The sequence below is a fragment of the Candidatus Binatia bacterium genome (assembly GCA_036563615.1).
GTDB lineage: Bacteria > Desulfobacterota > Binatia > UBA12015 > UBA12015 > DATCMB01.
On record DATCMB010000006.1, the window covers coordinates 163,192 to 179,263 of the forward strand.

17 protein-coding genes are annotated in these 16,072 nt (G+C 70.9%); 8 read left to right on the forward strand and 9 right to left on the reverse strand.

Translation table 11 applies throughout. The features are described 5' to 3' along the window. Window positions 1-3: 3 nt before the first annotated feature. Genes VIS07_03680 through VIS07_03690 form a run of 3 tightly spaced genes read right to left on the reverse strand, consistent with a single transcriptional unit; the run spans window position 4 to window position 3,001 of the window. Complete coding sequence (locus tag VIS07_03680; protein HEY8514597.1) at window positions 4-663, reverse strand: prolyl oligopeptidase family serine peptidase; 660 nt, start codon at window positions 661-663, stop codon at window positions 4-6. Between the two features lie 4 nt (window positions 664-667). Then, window positions 668-1,804 (reverse strand): acyl-CoA dehydrogenase family protein, encoded by a 1,137-nt coding sequence (locus VIS07_03685; GenBank protein HEY8514598.1) that lies wholly within the window; start codon window positions 1,802-1,804, stop codon window positions 668-670. Between the two features lie 3 nt (window positions 1,805-1,807). Further along, window positions 1,808-3,001 carry an acyl-CoA dehydrogenase family protein gene (locus VIS07_03690; protein HEY8514599.1) on the reverse strand — a complete coding sequence of 398 codons (1,194 nt, stop codon included), beginning with the start codon at window positions 2,999-3,001 and terminating at the stop codon, window positions 1,808-1,810. Window positions 3,002-3,115: 114 nt separating this feature from the next. Between VIS07_03690 and VIS07_03695 the strand changes: the two genes are divergently transcribed. Then, window positions 3,116-4,057, forward strand: coding sequence for a right-handed parallel beta-helix repeat-containing protein (locus VIS07_03695; protein ID HEY8514600.1), 942 nt, complete (start codon window positions 3,116-3,118; stop codon window positions 4,055-4,057). 18 nt (window positions 4,058-4,075) lie between these two features. On the opposite strand, the gene VIS07_03700 is transcribed toward VIS07_03695, so the two are convergent. Then, the gene (locus tag VIS07_03700; GenBank protein ID HEY8514601.1) at window positions 4,076-4,486 is read right to left on the reverse strand and encodes a hypothetical protein; all 411 of its coding nucleotides are present in this window, start codon (window positions 4,484-4,486) and stop codon (window positions 4,076-4,078) included. An 84-nt stretch (window positions 4,487-4,570) separates the two neighbouring features. On the opposite strand from VIS07_03700, the gene VIS07_03705 reads away from it, so the two are divergent. Genes VIS07_03705 through VIS07_03730 form a run of 6 tightly spaced genes read left to right on the forward strand, consistent with a single transcriptional unit; the run spans window position 4,571 to window position 9,188 of the window. Continuing rightward, window positions 4,571-5,680, forward strand: coding sequence for a DUF882 domain-containing protein (locus tag VIS07_03705; GenBank protein ID HEY8514602.1), 1,110 nt, complete (start codon window positions 4,571-4,573; stop codon window positions 5,678-5,680). Window positions 5,681-5,732: 52 nt separating this feature from the next. After that, window positions 5,733-6,368: a class II aldolase/adducin family protein gene (locus VIS07_03710; GenBank protein ID HEY8514603.1), complete on the forward strand. Its 636-nt coding sequence runs from the start codon at window positions 5,733-5,735 to the stop codon at window positions 6,366-6,368. Between the two features lie 36 nt (window positions 6,369-6,404). Continuing rightward, complete coding sequence (locus VIS07_03715) at window positions 6,405-7,184, forward strand: SDR family NAD(P)-dependent oxidoreductase (protein HEY8514604.1); 780 nt, start codon at window positions 6,405-6,407, stop codon at window positions 7,182-7,184. Window positions 7,185-7,192: 8 nt separating this feature from the next. Continuing rightward, the gene (locus VIS07_03720) at window positions 7,193-7,969 is read left to right on the forward strand and encodes an enoyl-CoA hydratase (GenBank protein HEY8514605.1); all 777 of its coding nucleotides are present in this window, start codon (window positions 7,193-7,195) and stop codon (window positions 7,967-7,969) included. A gap of 31 nt (window positions 7,970-8,000) precedes the next feature. Beyond that, on the forward strand, window positions 8,001-8,399 hold the full coding sequence (locus VIS07_03725; protein ID HEY8514606.1) for a DUF423 domain-containing protein: 399 nt from the start codon (window positions 8,001-8,003) through the stop codon (window positions 8,397-8,399). Between the two features lie 42 nt (window positions 8,400-8,441). After that, entirely contained in the window at window positions 8,442-9,188 is a 747-nt protein-coding gene (locus tag VIS07_03730; GenBank protein HEY8514607.1) for a DUF547 domain-containing protein, read from the forward strand. Between the two features lie 75 nt (window positions 9,189-9,263). Here the strand turns inward: VIS07_03730 and VIS07_03735 are convergent, their stop codons facing one another. The 5 genes from VIS07_03735 to VIS07_03755 all read right to left on the reverse strand — a co-directional run bounded on the left by VIS07_03735 (window position 9,264) and on the right by VIS07_03755 (window position 14,540). Continuing rightward, complete coding sequence (locus VIS07_03735; GenBank protein ID HEY8514608.1) at window positions 9,264-10,448, reverse strand: cytochrome P450; 1,185 nt, start codon at window positions 10,446-10,448, stop codon at window positions 9,264-9,266. 17 nt (window positions 10,449-10,465) lie between these two features. Further along, window positions 10,466-11,260, reverse strand: a complete 795-nt coding sequence (locus tag VIS07_03740; protein HEY8514609.1) for an alpha/beta hydrolase — start codon at window positions 11,258-11,260, stop codon at window positions 10,466-10,468. A 138-nt stretch (window positions 11,261-11,398) separates the two neighbouring features. Beyond that, complete coding sequence (locus VIS07_03745; protein ID HEY8514610.1) at window positions 11,399-12,595, reverse strand: LLM class flavin-dependent oxidoreductase; 1,197 nt, start codon at window positions 12,593-12,595, stop codon at window positions 11,399-11,401. Beyond that, entirely contained in the window at window positions 12,592-13,233 is a 642-nt protein-coding gene (locus tag VIS07_03750; GenBank protein HEY8514611.1) for a TetR/AcrR family transcriptional regulator, read from the reverse strand. The genes VIS07_03745 and VIS07_03750 overlap by 4 nt, the downstream gene beginning before the upstream one ends. A gap of 116 nt (window positions 13,234-13,349) precedes the next feature. Continuing rightward, the gene (locus VIS07_03755; protein HEY8514612.1) at window positions 13,350-14,540 is read right to left on the reverse strand and encodes an MFS transporter; all 1,191 of its coding nucleotides are present in this window, start codon (window positions 14,538-14,540) and stop codon (window positions 13,350-13,352) included. A gap of 161 nt (window positions 14,541-14,701) precedes the next feature. On the opposite strand from VIS07_03755, the gene VIS07_03760 reads away from it, so the two are divergent. Beyond that, a complete protein-coding gene (locus tag VIS07_03760) occupies window positions 14,702-16,066 on the forward strand; it encodes an aspartate aminotransferase family protein (GenBank protein ID HEY8514613.1) in 1,365 nt (454 codons plus the stop codon). Window positions 16,067-16,072 lie beyond the last annotated feature (6 nt).

Consider the following 16,072-nt stretch of genomic DNA (forward strand, 5'->3'; position numbering starts at 1 on the left):
GGCTCAGGCGAGGAGCGCGCGCAGCCAGGCGTCGAGGTCGGCGAGGCTCGCGGGGCTCACCTCGTGCGCCATGTCGTACTCGCGGTGCGTGATGCGCTCGACGCCGAGGTCGCGCAGCTTGGCGACGGAGTCGCGTCCGCGGCTCGCGAGGATCACGTCGTCGCGCGTGCCGTGCGACACCCAGGCGTCGAGGTGCGCGCGGTCGACCTGCGGCAGCCTGCGCACGAGGTAGTCGGGCAGCCAGCTGCTGAGCGCGACGATGGCGCGGAAGCGCTCTGGCTCGGTGAGCGCGATCCCGTAGGCGATCACGCCGCCCTGGCTGAAGCCGAGCGCGACGGTGCGCGCCGGATCGACCGCGTAGCGCTCGCTCGCCTCGGCGACGAACGCGCGCGCCACGTCCTCCGCGGCGCGCAGCGAAGCGGGCGTCGGACGCTTGGCGAGCGTGAACGGGAACCACGCGAAGCAGCCGCCCGGATGCTTCGCCGGGATCTCGGGCGGCGCCGGCTCCGGCGCCTGCGGGGCGATGATCAGCGCGCGCTCGTCGAGCAGCGGCGCGGCCAGCTCGAGCACCTCCTGCGCGTTCGAGCCGAAGCCGTGAAAGGCGAAGATCGTCGGGTGCGGTCCGTCCCCGGAAGGCGGCCGCACCCGATGCTCGAGCTGCACGCGCTCACCAGCCCGACAGCGTCGCGACCCGCTCGCGGTGCCAGCTCGGGCTGCCGAACGCGACCTCGTTGCACTTCGCGCGCTTGAACCAGAAGTGGATGTCGTGCTCCCAGGTGAAGCCGATGCCGCCGTGCATCTGCACCGCGGTGTTGGTGGTGCGCGAGTACACGTCGCCGAGCCGCGCCTTGGCCATCGCCGCGGCGCGCGAGGCGTCGCGCGGGTTGCCCTGCAGCGCCCACGCCGCGTACCAGAGCAGCGAGCGTGACGGCTCGATCTCGCTCGTGCACTCGGCCGCCATGTGCTTGACGGCCTGGAAGCTGCCGACCGGCCGACCGAACTGCTCGCGCACCTTGACGTACTCGACGGCCATCTGGAGCGCGCGCTCGGCGCCGCCCTGGCTCTCGGCCGCGATCGCCACGCAGGCGACGTCGACCAGACGCGCGAGGTGCTTCCAGCCCTTGCCCTCGGTGCCGATCACGCGCTCGGGCGGCACCGTGACGTCGTCGAACACGACCTCGTAGACGCGTCGGGTCGGGTCGATCGTCGGCAGCGGCGTCACCGTCACGCCCGGCGTGTCGCGCGGCACGAGCAGCAGCGTGATGCCGGACTCGCCGTTGCCGGGGCCGGTGCGCGCCGCGACCAGCAGGACGTGCGCGATCGCGGCGTCGAGCACGAAGAGCTTCGAGCCGGCGAGGCGGAAGCCGCCGCGCACGCGCCGCGGACGCAGCGTCACGCCCGCGGGATCGAGACGGTCGCTCTCCTCGAGCCACGCGACCGTCGCCAGCACCTCGCCCGACGCGAGCCGCGGCAGCCACTCCTTCTTCTGCGCGGTCGAGGCCGCGGAGCACAGCAGCGACGTCGCGAGCACGGCGGAGGAAAGGATCGGCACCGGCGTGAGCGCGCGCCCGAGCTCGGTCAAAAGCACGGCGGCGTCGAGCATGGTGAGGCCGAGGCCGCCGTACGCCTCGGGGACGAGCAGGCCCGTCCAGCCCTGCTCGACGACCTTGCGGAACAGCTCCGGCGAGAACGCGTGCGGATCCTCGATGATCCGGCGGATGACGGCCGTGCTCGACTCCTGCTCGAGGAACTCGCGCGCGCTGCGCGCGAGCATCTCCTGGTCTTGCGTCAATCCAAAGTCCATCGCTCAGGCGCCCTTCGGAAGGCCGAGGCCGCGCTCGGCGATGATGTTCTTCTGGATCTGCGACGTGCCGCCGCCGATGATCATGCCCAGCGTGAACATGTGGTCCTTCGGCCAGGAGCCGCGGCGCTCGACGTGCGGCGCGTTCTTGGCGAGCGGCCCGAAGCTGCCGAGGATGTCGAGCGCCGCGGCGCAGATGTCGTGGTTGAGCTCGGTGGTCACGAGCTTGTTGATCGACGCGCCGATGCCCGGCGAGCGGCCGTGGATCGCGTCCGAGAGCTGCTTCAGCGAGTGGTACTTCATCGCCTCGACGCGGATCTGCAGGTCGGCGAGGCGCTGACGCACGACCGGATCGCGCGACGCCTTGACGCCGTTGCGCGTGCGGCGCTGCGCGAGCTCGATCAGATCGTTCATGAGCTGCTGCGTGCGCGTCGTGCTCGCGAGCATGTTGCGCTCGTGGTGCAGCGTCGAGTTCGCGACCAGCCAGCCCTCGTTGAGCTTGCCGACGAGGTTGGTGCGCGGCACGCGCACGTCGTTGAAGAACACCTCGTTGAAGCCCGGCTCGCCCGTCATCTGCACGAGCGGACGCACCGTGATGCCGGGCGTCTTCATGTCGATGAGGACGTACGAGATGCCCTTGTGCTTGGGCGCGTTGGGATCCGTACGCACGAGGCAGAACATCCAGTCCGCGATCTGCGCGGCGCTGGTCCAGACCTTCTGGCCGTTGATGACGAAGTCGTCGCCGTCGATCTCGGCGCGCGTCTTGAGCGACGCGAGGTCGGAGCCGGCGCCCGGCTCCGAGTAGCCCTGGCACCAGATCTCGTCGGCCGTGAGGATCTTCGGCAAGAAGCGCTTCTTCTGCTCCTCGGTGCCGTGCGTGATGAGCGTCGGGCCGACCATCTGGATGCCCATCATGCCGATCAGCGTCGGCGCACGGTGGAGGACCAGCTCCTCGTTGAGGATCGTCTGGCGGACGATGCTCGCGCCCTGGCCGCCGTACTCCTTCGGCCAGCCGATCGCGACGTAGCCGGCCTTGTACAGCGTCCGCTGCCAGGCCTTGGCCGCCTGGACGCGACGCGGATCGGCGTAGCTCAGGTTTTCACCGCCATCGAGCTCGCCGCGCTTGGGCAGATGCTTGCGCAACCACGCCCTGAGCTCGCGCCGAAACTCCTCGTCCTCCTTCGCGTACGAGAGATCCATGCCCGGTCGTATCGCGTCGGCGCCCGCGGTGGTCAAGGGTGATCGCAGACCTCGCTCAAGTCCGAGCCCGCGACGGTCGTACCTCCCAACAGGCGGGTCGAAGGGAGTACCACGATGGGCTTTTGGGGATGGCGCACGCTGCTGGTGTGTGCGGTGGCGGCGCTGCTCGCGGCACCGGCGAGCGCGGCGGCGAAGGAATGTGGCAATGGCGTCGCGTGCGCGTGCGGCGACGCGGTACGTGGCGTCGCAGTGCTCGACGCGGATCTCGTGGATTGTGCGGCGGGCCTGCGCGTCAAGAATCGCGCCGTGCTCGACTGCGCCGGACACGCGATCGTCGGCCGCGGTGACGGCGACGGGATCGTCGTCGACGAAGCGCAGGGCGCCGTCGTTCGCGGCTGCACCGTGAGCGGATTTCGCACCGGAATCCGCCTGCGCGGCGGCAGCCTCAACCGGATCGAGCACAACGACGTCGTCGACAACGCGCGCTACGGCATCGAGCTCGCGGTCGCGACGAAGAGCAACATGCTGATCGGCAACGTCGTCGTCGGAAGCGGCGACGAGGGGATCCACATCGGCACGGCGGCGGACGACAACGTGCTCGTCGGCAACGAGATCGCGGACAGCGGCAAGGAGAACCTCTACCTGCTCGACGCGCGCGGCAACTTCGTGCTGGTGAACCGTCTGCGCGGCGCCGGCTCGGCGGCGATGTACGTCAAGCACTCGAAGGACAATCTGTTCTTCGGCAACGAGGTCGAGGACCGTCCGATCCAGCTCCGTGGCGAGTCCGAGCGCAACGTCTTCGAGGGCAACCTGGTGCGCGGCGCGGGCTACCTGTTCCAGGCGTACGAGGACGCGGAGCGCGGCTGGAAGGGGCCGCGCGAGAACCAGGTGCGGCGCGGCGCGGTGCGCGAGGTGAAGACCTGCTTCCGCTTCGAGGGCGCGGCGCACAACACCGTGACCGGCGTGATCGTCAACGGCTGCAGCCCGGTGTCGGCGCAGAAGAAGTCGGGCGGCATCGCGGCCACCGGCAACGTCGTCGACGTCGTGCGCGAGTAGGGCGGCGGGTGGCCGTCGCTACTTGACGCGGCGGATCTCGCGCCGTCGCCGCATGACCTCGAGCGCCTTCTCGTAGCGCGGGTCGACCGTGACGTCGCCGGCGAGCGCCGCCTGGGCGTGCAGGACCTGGCCCCCGGCGGACTGGTGCGCCTCGCGCGCGCAGGACGCGCAGAGCTGGAAGGCGAAGATCGCGCCGTCCGCGAGCGGGACACGAACCTGCGCCGCGGGCGGCGCCTCCGCGCACCAGTCGCACTTGCCGGCGCGACGGGCGGCGCGCTTCGTGAGCTTCAGCAGCTCCTCGGGCTCGAGCTCGTGGTCCCGGTAGCGCTCGTGGCAGGGGATGCAGAGCCACACCCGGCGGTCCGAGCGCTCGCCGAGGCACGCGACACGCGCGATCAACGACGTCTCGCAGAGCTCGCAGGTGTGCACGACGCAAGGATAACACTGCGGCTGCACGCGTTCAGCGTGCGCGAGCCCTCGACGCGACGGCGAGCGCTGCGCTACGACCGGCTCGTGTCGTCGCACGTACACGCAGGACGCGCGCGCGGTCTCGCGCGCGCCGGGCACCAGGGTTTCCTCCTCGTCGCGCTGGCCGCGGCGCTGCTCGGCGCCGGCGGCACGCACGCTGCGGGCGAGCGGGCCGCGTCGCAGGCCGCGGACGAGCGGGCCGCGCCGCAGGACGCGGACGAGCGGCGCGGGCCGCAGGAGAGCAGCCGCTTCTTCCTCGCCGGCGACGGCGTTCTCGAGCTCGAGAACGCGCACACGCACGAGAAGGTGCGCGTCGTGTTCCGCAATCCGGACGGCACCTACTCGGCCGACGCGCTCAGCAAGATCGACGCGATCTTCCGCTCGCGCGGCGACGACGAGCGGACGCGGGTGTCGCTGCGGCTCATCGAGCTGATCGACTTCCTCGAGGACACGGAGAAGCCGCGCCGGCTGCTCCTGATCTCGGGCTACCGCAGCGAGGGCTACAACAGCGCGGTGATCGCGCGCGGCGGGCAGGCGGCGCGGGCGTCGATGCACACCGAGGGCCTCGCCGCCGACCTGCGCTTCGAGGGCGTCGACCAGCGCGCGCTGTGGAACCGGCTGCGCGCCCGCGAGTGCTGCGGCGCCGGCTACTACGCGAAGAGCGGCTTCGTGCACGTCGACACCGGCAAGCCGCGCTTCTGGGAGGAGTCGACCTCGAAGGTCGGACAGAACCTCTCGAAGGGCAACGCGCGCGTCATCGCCCGCACCGACTACGACCGCTACACGGACCTGGTCGGCGCCGAGACGAGCCTGCACGCGATCACGCTGCGCCCGCTGCGCGTCTCGACGCGCGCGCGTCTCGAGGACGAGCAGAGCCGCACGCTCGCCACGCTGACGCTTGCGAGCGCGAACGGACGCGCGGTCGACGCCGACGGCTGCATCACGTTCGCCGAGGACGAGGGGCCGGGGCGCGACGTCGTGCGCGTCGCGTCGGTCGAGCCGGATGCGACGGCGAGCGCCGGCGACCGCGTGCTGCGTGCGCGCGTCGTGCTCGAGACGTGCGAGCCGCGGCTCGAGGCGACGCCCGCGCGCATCGAGAGCAACCCGATCGAGGTGTCGTCGACGACGCTGCGGCGTACGGCCGTCGGGGGTTGACGACGCCCGCGCGAGCGGAAACTCTGCATTCTCACCGGGGGACCACGCGCACATGACGACGGATGCCGAAGCCAAGGAGCTGGTCGTCCAGATCACCAACGAGATGTTCCAGCTCGGTCTACTCACCGCGACCGGCGGCAACGTGTCGGCGAAGTCGTCCGACGGCGAGACCATCTGGATCACCCCGAGCCGGCTCTACAAGGGCAACCTGCGCGAGGAGGATCTGGTGCGCATCCGCGCGGACGGCTCGGTGGTCGAGGGCGAGCGTCAGCCGTCGGTCGAGTGGCAGATGCACTTCTCGAGCTACCGTGCGCGCCCGGAGTCGACCGGCGCGCTGCACACGCACGCGCCGATCGCGACCGCGATGGGCATCGTCGGTCTGCCGTTCCCGCCGATCAATACCGACGCGATCTTTTTGCGCGACACGCAGCTCGTACCGTGGTTCATGCCGGGCTCGAAGGAGCTCGCCGACGCGGTCGAGGAGGCGATGAAGAAGAGCCGCGGCTGCTTCCTGCAGAACCACGGCCTGATGACCGTCGGCAAGACGCTGCGGGAGGCGGCGACGCGGGCGATGAACCTCGAGGAGACCGCGAAGATCGTCCTCTACTGCAAGCAGTTCGGCGGCGAGCTGACGCTGATTCCCGACGAGTGGGTCGAGAGGCTCGCGCCGCTCGCGGAATTCATCTGATGAACGAAAGGGCCTCGCAGCGCGGGAGGTAGGCGGATGGCAGAGCTCGAGGGCAAGGTTGCGCTCGTCACCGGCGGCGGCAGCGGCATCGGGCTCGCGGCGGCGAAGGCGCTCGCGCGCGCGGGCGCGACCGTCGCGCTCATGGGCCGCGACGGCACGAAGCTCGCGCGTGCGGTGAACGAGATCGGAACGCAGCGCGCCTGGGCGGTCGCGGGCGACGTCGGCAGCGAGGACGACGTGCGGCGCGTCGTGAGCTCCATCGTCGACCGCTTCGGACGCCTCGACATCGGCGTCAACGCGGCCGGCACCGGCTTCATCGCGAGCGTCGTCGAGCAGAGCGCCGAGGACTGGGCGATGACGCTGCGCACGAACCTCGACGGCGCGATGTACTGCGTCAAGCATCAGGCGGCGGCGATGATCCAGGGCGGGCACGGCGGCTCGATCGTCAACGTGTCGTCGATCGCCGGCGCGCTGACGCACCGCCTGATGAGCGCGTACTGCGTCTCGAAGGCGGGCCTCGAGATGCTCACGCGCTGCGCGGCCGACGAGCTCGGTCCGCACCGGATCCGCGTCAACGCGATCCGCCCGGGCCTCGTCCCGACCGACCTGTCGCGCATCCTCGCCGACCACGAGAAGGTGCGGCACGACTACGAGACCAAGATGCCGCTCGGCCGTCTCGGCACCGTCCACGAGGTCGCGGAGGCGATCTTCTTCCTGGCGAGCGACCGCTCGTCGTGGATCACGGGCCAGGTGTTCTCGGTCGACGGCGGGCACACGCTGCGCGGCGGCCCCGACGTCGGCCTGCTCCTCACGTGAGCTCCGGCGTGCGCTACGAGGTCGGCGCGAACGGCGTCGCGACGCTGACGCTCGATCGCCCCGACAAGCGCAACGCCGTCATGCCGCCCGACTGGCGCGCGCTCGAGGAGCACCTGGACGCCGGCGCGGCGGATCCGAACGTGCGCGTCTTCGTCGTCACCGGCGCGAACGGCATCTTCTGCTCGGGCGGCGACCTGAAGACGATGGGCGAGCGCCTCGAGCAGTCGCCGGTGCAGCGCTCGCGCGAGCTGCTGCGCATGACGCGCGCGATCCAGCGCTTCCGCGACACGCCGAAGCCGATCGTCGCCGCGGTCGACGGACCGGCGATTGGCGCCGGCTGCGTGATCGCGCTCGCCTGCGACCTGCGCGTCGCGAGCGCGTCGGCGACGTTCGCGGTGCCGTTCCTGCGCGTCGGCCTCCAGCCGGATTTCGGCGGCGCGTACTTTCTGCCGCGCCTGATCGGCACGGCGCGCGCGCTCGAGCTCTTGTGGACGGGCGACGTGCTGTCGGCGGAGGAAGCGGCGCGGCTCGGGCTCGTGAACCGCGTGTTCCCCGACGACACGTTCGCTCGGCAGGTCGACGACTTCGTCGGGCGCATCGCGCGCAACCCGGCGGGTCCGCTCGCGCTCTCGAAGCTCACCGTCTACCACGGCGCCGAGCAGACGCTGTCCGAGCTGCTCGACCTCGAAGCGCTCGCGCAGACGGTGCTGTCGAAGTCGGCGGACGCGCAGGAGGGCGTGCGCGCCTTCGTCGAGAAGCGCAAGCCGCGCTTCACCGACGCGTGATCCACCGGAAGCAGCAGAGCAGGGGGAAATCTTGACGGCCAACGGAATCGTCGCGACGGGTGCGGTGCTGGGTGCTCTCGGGGTCGCGATCGGCGCGTTCGGCGCGCACGTGCTCGCGGGACGCGTCGCGCCCGAGCAGCTCGCCGTGTTCGAGACCGCGGTGCGCTACCACTTCTACCACGCGCTCGCGCTGGTGCTGACCGGCGTGCTCGCGTGGCGCGCGTCCATGGGAGGCGTCGCGGTGCCGGCGAGCGGCGGGCTCGCGCTCGCGGCGTGGCTGTTCATCGCGGGCGTCGTCGTGTTCAGCGGCAGCCTCTACGTTCTGGTCTTGACGGGGCAACGCTGGCTCGGCGCGATCACGCCGCTCGGCGGACTCGCGTTCATCGCGGGCTGGATCGCGCTCGCGCGCGCGGCGCTCGCCGGGCCGTAGGAGGTGCGCGGGATCGCGCTCCTCGTCGGCGTGTGCCTGGCGATGAGCCTCGTCGCGCGCCCGGCCGCGGCCGCCGACGACACACCTTACGCACGCTTGCTCGCGAAGCACCTGCGGCCGGGGACGGTCGATGGCGTGCGCTCGATGCTGGTCGACTACCGCGCGCTCGCGGCCGATCCGGACTACCAGGCGGCGCTGCGCAACCTCGCGAGCGCCGACCCCGAGGCGCTCGCGACCGACGCCGAGCGCTTCGCGTTCTGGGTCAACGCGTACAACCTGCTCGCGATCGAGACGGTCGTCGATCGCTACCCGATCGCCTCGATCAAGGACGCGGGCAGCTTTCTCTTTCCGGTCTGGAAGCGGAAGGTCGGCACGGTCGGCGGACGCGCGATGTCGCTCGACGAGATCGAGCACGGCATCCTGCGCAAGCGCTTCCGCGAGCCGCGCGTGCACTTCGCGATCGTCTGCGCGTCGCTGTCGTGCCCCGACCTGCGCGCCGAGCCCTACGTCGCCGAGCGCCTCGACGCGCAGCTCGCGGAGCAGACGAGCGCCTTTCTCGGCAATCCGACGAAGGGGCTCGTTCCGGGCGAGGACGGCCGCAGCGCGCGCGTGTCGTCGATCTTCAGGTGGTTCGCGGACGACTTCGCGGATGCGGGCGGGGTCGCGGCCTTCGTGCGCGCGCACGCGCCGAGCGCGGTCGCGGCGCGCATCGCCGGGCTCGACGACGCGGGGCTCACGTACCTCGACTACGACTGGAGCCTGAACGACGCGGCGCGCGCCGCGCCGTGACGCATCGGCTGAACGCGCGAGCGGAGCGACGCGCAGCGCCCCGCGGACGCGCCGACGCGGCGCGCAGCCGCCGCGTCAGACCGCCTCGAACGGGACGCTCTCGAACCCGTGCACGTTGCTCATGTGCACGCGCACGCAGCGCGCCTCGTCGACCCTGTAGCGCGGGAAGCGACGGCTGAACTCCTCGAGCGCGACCCGGCTCTCGAGCCGCGCGAGCGAGGCGCCGAGGCAGAAGTGCACGCCCTGCCCGAAGCCGAGCGCGATCGGGATCTTGCGCTCGATGTCGAAGCGGTCCGGGTCGGGGAACTCGCGCTCGTCGCGGTTCGCCGACCCCGTCAAGAGCAGGATGCGCGCGCCCTGCGGGACGGTCGTACCGTACCACTCGACGTCGCGCGTCGTGACGCGGCCCTGGTACTGCGACGGCGAGGTGTAGCGCAGCACCTCCTCGACCGCATTCGGGATGCGCTGGGGGCTCTCGAGGATCTTCTCGTACTGGTCGCGGTGCCGGGCGAAGAGCACGGCCGCGTTGGCGAGCAGCTTGGTGACGGTCTCGTTGCCCGCCGCGCCGATCAGCGTGCAGAAGCCGACCACCTCGCCGTCGGTGAGCCGCGTGCGCGAGCCGTCGTCGGTCTCGATCTCCGCCTCGAGCAGCGCGCTGATCAGGCCCTCGTTCGGCTTCTTGCGCAGCTCGGCGACCAGACGGTCCCAGTAGTCCTGCATCGCGATCATCGCCTCGATCGCGTGCGGCGGGATGTCCGGCGTGTCGCGCGAGCGCTCGAGCGACGCGTCCATCTGCTTGCGCAGCCAGACGCGGTCGCCCTCGGGCACGCCGAGCATCGTGAAGATCATCGCCATCGGCAGCGGCGCCGACAGATCCTTGACGAAGTCGCCGCCGCCCTGACGGACCAACGGCTCGAGCAAACGGACGACGGTCTCGCGCGCGAACGGCTCGAGCTCCGCGATCCGCCGCGGCGTGAACGCGCGGTTCACGAGCTTGCGCAGACGGTCGTGGCGCGGCGGGTCGGTGAAGATCATCATCGGCCGCTCGCCGAACACCGCGCCGTCGATGCGCTCGACCGTCGTCCCCTGCGCCGAGCTGTAGGTTTGCCAGTCGTGCGACGCGTCGAGCACGTCGCGGAAGCGCGACAGCGCCCAGAAGTCGAGCTTGTCGTTGCGGTAGAGCGGCGCGTGGTCGCGCAGCCAGCGGTAGGTCGGGTACGGGTCCTCGTGGAACTCGTGCGAGAAGGGGTTCAGCTCCATGCGCCGCCTGGACTCGCTCAGCCGAGGAAGCTCGTCACCGCGCGGTGGAACTCGTCCGGCTTCTCGAATGGGATCAGGTGCCCGCACTGCGGGATGATCTCGACCTTCGCGTCGGGGATCAGGCGCGCGAACTCGTGCGCGTAGTCGACCGGCACGAGGCGGTCGCCCTCGCCCCACAGCACGAGCGTCTTTGCCTTGACGCGCGGCAAGAGGCTCGCGAGCCGCGGGTCGTGCAGCAGCGGGTTCCAGCCGATCTTCGCGGTCGCCGCGAAGCCGTTCATGATGTCGACCAGCATCTCGTCCGGCAGCGACATGTCGGCCGGGTTCGGCATCATCTGCGCCGCCGGGCACTCGATGTCCCAGAACAGGACGCGCTTGACGCGCTCGGGGAAGCGGCTGTCGAGCGCGAAGATGTCGGTGATCGGCTTGTGGCGCAGCCAGATGCCGCAGGACGCGGCGAGCACGAGCTTCGAGACCCGCTCGGGGTAGCGCGCCGCGATCTCGGCCGCGATCCAGCCGCCGAGCGAGAGCCCGATCACGTCGACCGAGTCCCAGCCCTGCTGGTCCATGTAGGCGAGGTAGTGGAAGACGAGGTCCTCGATGTCGCGGATCTGCTCGATGCCCTGCGAGGAGAGGAAGCCGGGGTGCGCGGGCGCGTGCAGCTCGCGCGTCTCGGCGAGGCGCTGGAGGTGCGGCATCCACACCGCCTCGCCCATCGCGCTGTGCAGGTAGAGCAGCGGGCGTCCCGTGCCGCCGCGCAGCTCGTGGATCTTTCGTCCGAGAACCTCGATCTGGGTGACCGTCTGCTCCATCGCTCGTTGGTCCTGAATCTCTTGGAGGGGCTCGCGCCCGTCGCCCGGCGCGGGGACGCGCGCCGGGCCGATGTCGTTGCGCGCGACCCGCACGGCCGCGGGCCGCGCGCGCGGATGTTCGTCAAGTGCGGCGCGCCGTCAGGCGGCGCGCGGGAACGGAATCGGAGTGGGCACCGGCTCGGCCGGCGTCGGCAGCTCGCGGTCGAGGATCGGCTTCACCTCGGTCGCGTAGCGGCGCGCGTTCTCGAGCGCCTTCTCGTGCGGCATGTCGCCGAGGTGGAAGAGCCCGAGCAGGTTGCCGCAGCCGATCTCCTTGCACCACTCGGTGAGCTTCTGCGCGACCGTCTTGGCGCTGCCGACCACCGCGAAGCCGCCGCGCTCGACGTCGTCCCAGGTCTCGCAGGAGTTGATGAAGGTCTTGCCGTCCTGCAGCGCCTTGAAGATGCGCAGGGCGGAGCGCACCGAGGTGTAGCCCGGCGGCGACAGCGTCAGACCCGGGATCAGGTTCTTCTGGAAGTACCAGAAGTGCTTCTCGAACTCCTCGCGCGCCTTCGCGTCGGTCTCGCCGACGTAGATCGGCATCAGGAGACCCATCTGCTCGGGGTGGGCCTTGTAGCCCTCCTTCTCGCAGATCTCCTTGAACATCGCGTAGTTCTTGATGAAGAAGTCAATCCTAAAGTAGGGGATGCCCATGTAGGCGTAGCGGCGCTTGGCGACGAACTCCATGGTCTCGATCGAGCCCGCGCCGGGGATCCAGATCGGTGGGTGCGGCTTCTGCAGCGGCTTCGGCCAGACGTTGACGTAGCGCAGCTTGAAGTGCTCGCCGTAGTGCTCGAACGGGCCTGGCTCCGTCCAGGCGCGCATGATGATCTCGTGCGCTTCGGCGAACCGCGTACGCGCCTCGGCGGGGTTGATCGAGAACGAGAAGTACTCCGGACCGCCGCCGATCACCTGCCCCGAGATGATGCGCCCGCCGGAGATGCAGTCGAGCATCGCGATCTCCTCGGCGACGCGCGTCGGCGGGTCGTAGAGCGGCAGCGCGTTGCCGACCACCGCGATGCGGATCTTCTTGGTGCGCATCACGAGCATCGACGCGATGATGTTCGGCGACGGCATCAGCCCGTACGCGTTCTGATGGTGCTCGTTGACGCACACGCCGTCGAAGCCCATGTCTTCGGCGGCGGCGAGCTGGTCGATGTAGTCGTTGTACGCGCCCTGCATCACCTGCGGGTCGAACAGCTCGTTCGGCGCCCACACCCAGGCCGACTCGTGCTTCTGCGCGAAGTCGGCGGGCAGCTTCGGGTAGGGCATGAGGTGAAAGAGAAAGTGCTTCATGCGGATCTCCTTCGCGTCGCTCCCGTGCGGTCGCGGGCGCCGCGCAGGGCGAAGTTGGTGCAGAACGTCGCAGCTTCCTCCGGATCGAGCTTGCCGCGCGCGAGCATCCGGCGCGCGACCATGAGGCCCATGCCGACCATCGCGGTCGCGACCAGGTCGGGGTCGTCGCCGCCGAGCGCGCCTTCTTGCGCGTCGGGCAGCAGGTCCTCGCGCAGCTCCTCGATCGAGAGGCGCAGGTTGCTCGACGCCTGATCGCCGCGCGCCCACAGCAGGCGCTCGAGCACGTCGTACAGCGGGCGCTCGTCGACGACGAACTGGAAGTAGGCGAGGTAGGCGAGGCGGATGCGCTCAGCGAACGGCACGCGCCGGTCGCGACGCACCGCGCGCAGGCGCTCGCGCAGCCCCGCCCACGCCTCGTCGGCGACCGCGGCGAACACCTCCTCCTTGTCGCGGAAGTACTCGTAGAAGGTGCCGACGGAGAGGTCGGTCGTGCGCACGATGTCGCGCACCGTCGCGGCGTCGTAGCCGAGCTCGCCGAACACGCGGCGCGCGGCGGCGAGGATCGCGGCGCGGTTGCGCGCCTTGGTCTGCTCGCGCTTGCCGAGGGGCAGCGCGGCGATGGTGCGGCGGGCCGGCATGACGAAGTCGACGCTAGCGTCGACTTCGACGACGAGTCAATCACGCGACGCGTCGACGCGCCGCGAGCACGACGCCACGCGGCGCAGGGCCGGGAGCAGCTCGGCGCGCTCCGCGCTCAGCGCTCGACGAAGTCGAGATCCTTCGCGAACGTCTCGTCGAGCAGCGCGAGGCTCACGAACGCGACCACGATCGCGAACGTGCCCACCGAGATCCCGCTGCCGATCACGCCGAGCGTCGGCGTCAGCGCCTGGAACGCGGACGTCAGCAGCACGACCGCGCCGCGCACGAAGTTCGGCGCGCTCGTGGTCGCGGTCGCGCGCACGTTGGTGCCGAACTGCTCGGACGCCATCGTGACGAACACCGCCCAGTAGCCGGTCGCGAAGCCGAGCAGGCCGCACACCGCGTAGAACACGACCAGCGAGCTCGCGGCGACGGTGAAGTACACGCCGACGCAGAGCGCGGTCAGCGTCAAGAAGGTGCGCACGATGCGCTTGCGGCTGCGCAGCATCTGGCTCGCGAAGCCGCTCGCGAGGTCGCCCGCCGCAAGCCCGATGTACGCGAACATCACCGCGCGTCCGGCCGACGGCACCTCGTTCATCCCCATCGCGCGACCGAACTCCGGCGAGAAGGTGACGAGGATGCCGACGACGTACCAGATCGGCACGCCGATCAGGATGACGCACAGGTAGCGCCGCGCGCGGTCGCGGGTCGCGAACAGCGACAGGAAGCTGCCGCGGCGCACGTCCTGCCGCTTCACCTGCTCGAACATCCCGGACTCGTAGACGCCGACCCGCAGGAGCAGCAGCAGGATGCCGAGCCCGCCGCCGACGAAGTACGCCGTGCGCCAGTCGAAGAGGTCGCCGACCAGCGCCGCGACCACGGCGCCGAAGATGCCGATCGTGGCGATGAGCGTCGTCCCGTAGCCGCGCGTCTCGCGTCCCATGAGCTCGCTGACGAGCGTCACGCCCGCGCCGAGCTCGCCCGCGAGGCCGATGCCGGCGACGAGACGCAGCACGGCGTAGGTCGGCACGTCGTGCACGAAGCCGTTGGCGATGTTCGCGACGGAATAGAGGAAGATCGAGCCGAACAGCACCGACAGGCGGCCGCGCTTGTCGCCGAGCACGCCCCAGAGGACGCCGCCGACCAGCATGCCGCCCATCTGCATGTTGAGCAGCAGCACGCCGGTGCCGAGCAGATCCTCCTCCGCGACGCCGATGCCGCGCAGGCTCGAGACGCGGACGATGCTGAAGAGGATCAGGTCGTAGATGTCGACGAAGTAGCCGAGCGCGGCCACGAGGACCGCCATGGCGACGGCCCGCGGTCGGTCGTGCTCGGCCGCGAGAGCGGCGTCGCCGTGCGCCGATGCCGCGCTGGTGCTGTGCCTCATCTTTCGCACTTTCGATCGTCCGGGACGCGTCCTTTAGCACGAACCGGCGGCGCCGCTGTGCTAGATCAGCGCGGAGAGCCATGGGACGCGACGATCTCGACCGCCTCGACCGCGCCCACCTGGTGCACGGCTTCGGCTCGCCGGCCGTCACCGAGCGCGACGGCACGCTGCGCCTGGTCAAGGGCCGCGGCGTCTGGGTGTGGGACGCCGCCGGGCGCCGCTACCTCGATGCCGTCGCCTCGCTGTGGAACGTCAACGTCGGCCACGGCCGCGCCGAGATCGGACGCGCGATGGCCAAGCAGGCCTCGACGCTCGAGTACGCGCCGACGCTGCTCGGCTTCTCGAGCGAGCCCGCGATCGCGCTCGCGGCGCGCATCGCGCGCATGACGCCGCCCGGGCTCGAGCACGTCTTCTTCACCTCGGGCGGATCGGAGTCGAACGAGAGCGTCATCCGGCTCGCGCGCCTCTACTGGCGGCTGCGCGGACGTCCCGAGAAGATCGGGATCGTCGCGCTGTCGCGCGCCTACCACGGCTCGTCGACGGGCGCCGCGAGCCTGACCGGGCTCGAGGCCTTCCACCGCGGCTACGAGCCGATGCTGCCCGACGTGCGGCGGATGGCGCGGCCGTACTGCTACCGCTGCGAGCTCGGCAAGACGTACCCGGCGTGCGACCTCGACTGCGCGAGCGAGCTCGAGCGGCTCGTCGCGCGCGAGGGCGCCGAGCGCATCGGCGCCTGCATCGTCGAGCCGGTGCAGGGCGTCGGCGGCGTGATCGTGCCGCCGCCGGGCTGGCTCGAGCGGCTGCGCGCGATCTGCGACCGGCACGAGATCCTGCTGGTCGCGGACGAGGTCATCACCGGCTTCGGCCGCACCGGCAAGGCGTTCGCCGTGCAGCACGGCGCGGCGGTGCCCGACATGCTGGTGTTCGCGAAGGGCGTCACCAGCGGCTACGCGCCGCTCGGCGGCGTCGTGCTGCACGAGCGGGTCTACCGCACGCTGGTCGAGGCGGGGCCCGACTTCACGCTGCACCACGGCTTCACCTACTCGGGCCATCCCGTCGCCTGCGCCGCCGGGCTCGCGAACCTCGACATCATCGAGCGCGAGAAGCTGATCCCGGCGGTGCGACGTCTCGGCACGTACCTGCGTCGGCGGCTCGCGCGCCTCGAGCGTCACGACATCGTCGGCGAGGTGCGCTCGATCGGCCTCATGGCGGCGATCGACCTGGTGCGCGACCGCACGACGCGCGCGCCGTTCCCCGAGGCGGAGAAGGTGCCGTGGCGGATCCGTCGAGCAGCGCTCGAGCGCGGCGTCATCGTGCGCGCCGGCGGCGACACGATCGCGCTCTGCCCGCCGTTCGTCGTCACCGCGGAACAGATCGACCAGATCGTCGACGTCCTGGACCAGGCGATCGCGAGCGTCGCGACGTCGCTCGCGGCCGCAGCGTAGGAAGCC

Bases quoted from the DNA above. Each gene is read 5' to 3' on its own strand.
- VIS07_03685 (HEY8514598.1), bottom strand. From the start codon at position 1,804: ATGGACTTTGGATTGACGCAAGACCAGGAGATGCTCGCGCGCAGCGCG.
- VIS07_03690 (HEY8514599.1), bottom strand. From the start codon at position 3,001: ATGGATCTCTCGTACGCGAAGGAGGACGAGGAGTTTCGGCGCGAGCTC.
- VIS07_03695 (HEY8514600.1), top strand. From the start codon at position 3,116: ATGGGCTTTTGGGGATGGCGCACGCTGCTGGTGTGTGCGGTGGCGGCG.
- VIS07_03710 (HEY8514603.1), top strand. From the start codon at position 5,733: ATGACGACGGATGCCGAAGCCAAGGAGCTGGTCGTCCAGATCACCAAC.
- VIS07_03715 (HEY8514604.1), top strand. From the start codon at position 6,405: ATGGCAGAGCTCGAGGGCAAGGTTGCGCTCGTCACCGGCGGCGGCAGC.
- VIS07_03730 (HEY8514607.1), top strand. From the start codon at position 8,442: ATGAGCCTCGTCGCGCGCCCGGCCGCGGCCGCCGACGACACACCTTAC.
- VIS07_03735 (HEY8514608.1), bottom strand. From the start codon at position 10,448: ATGGAGCTGAACCCCTTCTCGCACGAGTTCCACGAGGACCCGTACCCG.
- VIS07_03740 (HEY8514609.1), bottom strand. From the start codon at position 11,260: ATGGAGCAGACGGTCACCCAGATCGAGGTTCTCGGACGAAAGATCCAC.
- VIS07_03745 (HEY8514610.1), bottom strand. From the start codon at position 12,595: ATGAAGCACTTTCTCTTTCACCTCATGCCCTACCCGAAGCTGCCCGCC.
- VIS07_03750 (HEY8514611.1), bottom strand. From the start codon at position 13,233: ATGCCGGCCCGCCGCACCATCGCCGCGCTGCCCCTCGGCAAGCGCGAG.
- VIS07_03755 (HEY8514612.1), bottom strand. From the start codon at position 14,540: ATGGCGGTCCTCGTGGCCGCGCTCGGCTACTTCGTCGACATCTACGAC.
- VIS07_03760 (HEY8514613.1), top strand. From the start codon at position 14,702: ATGGGACGCGACGATCTCGACCGCCTCGACCGCGCCCACCTGGTGCAC.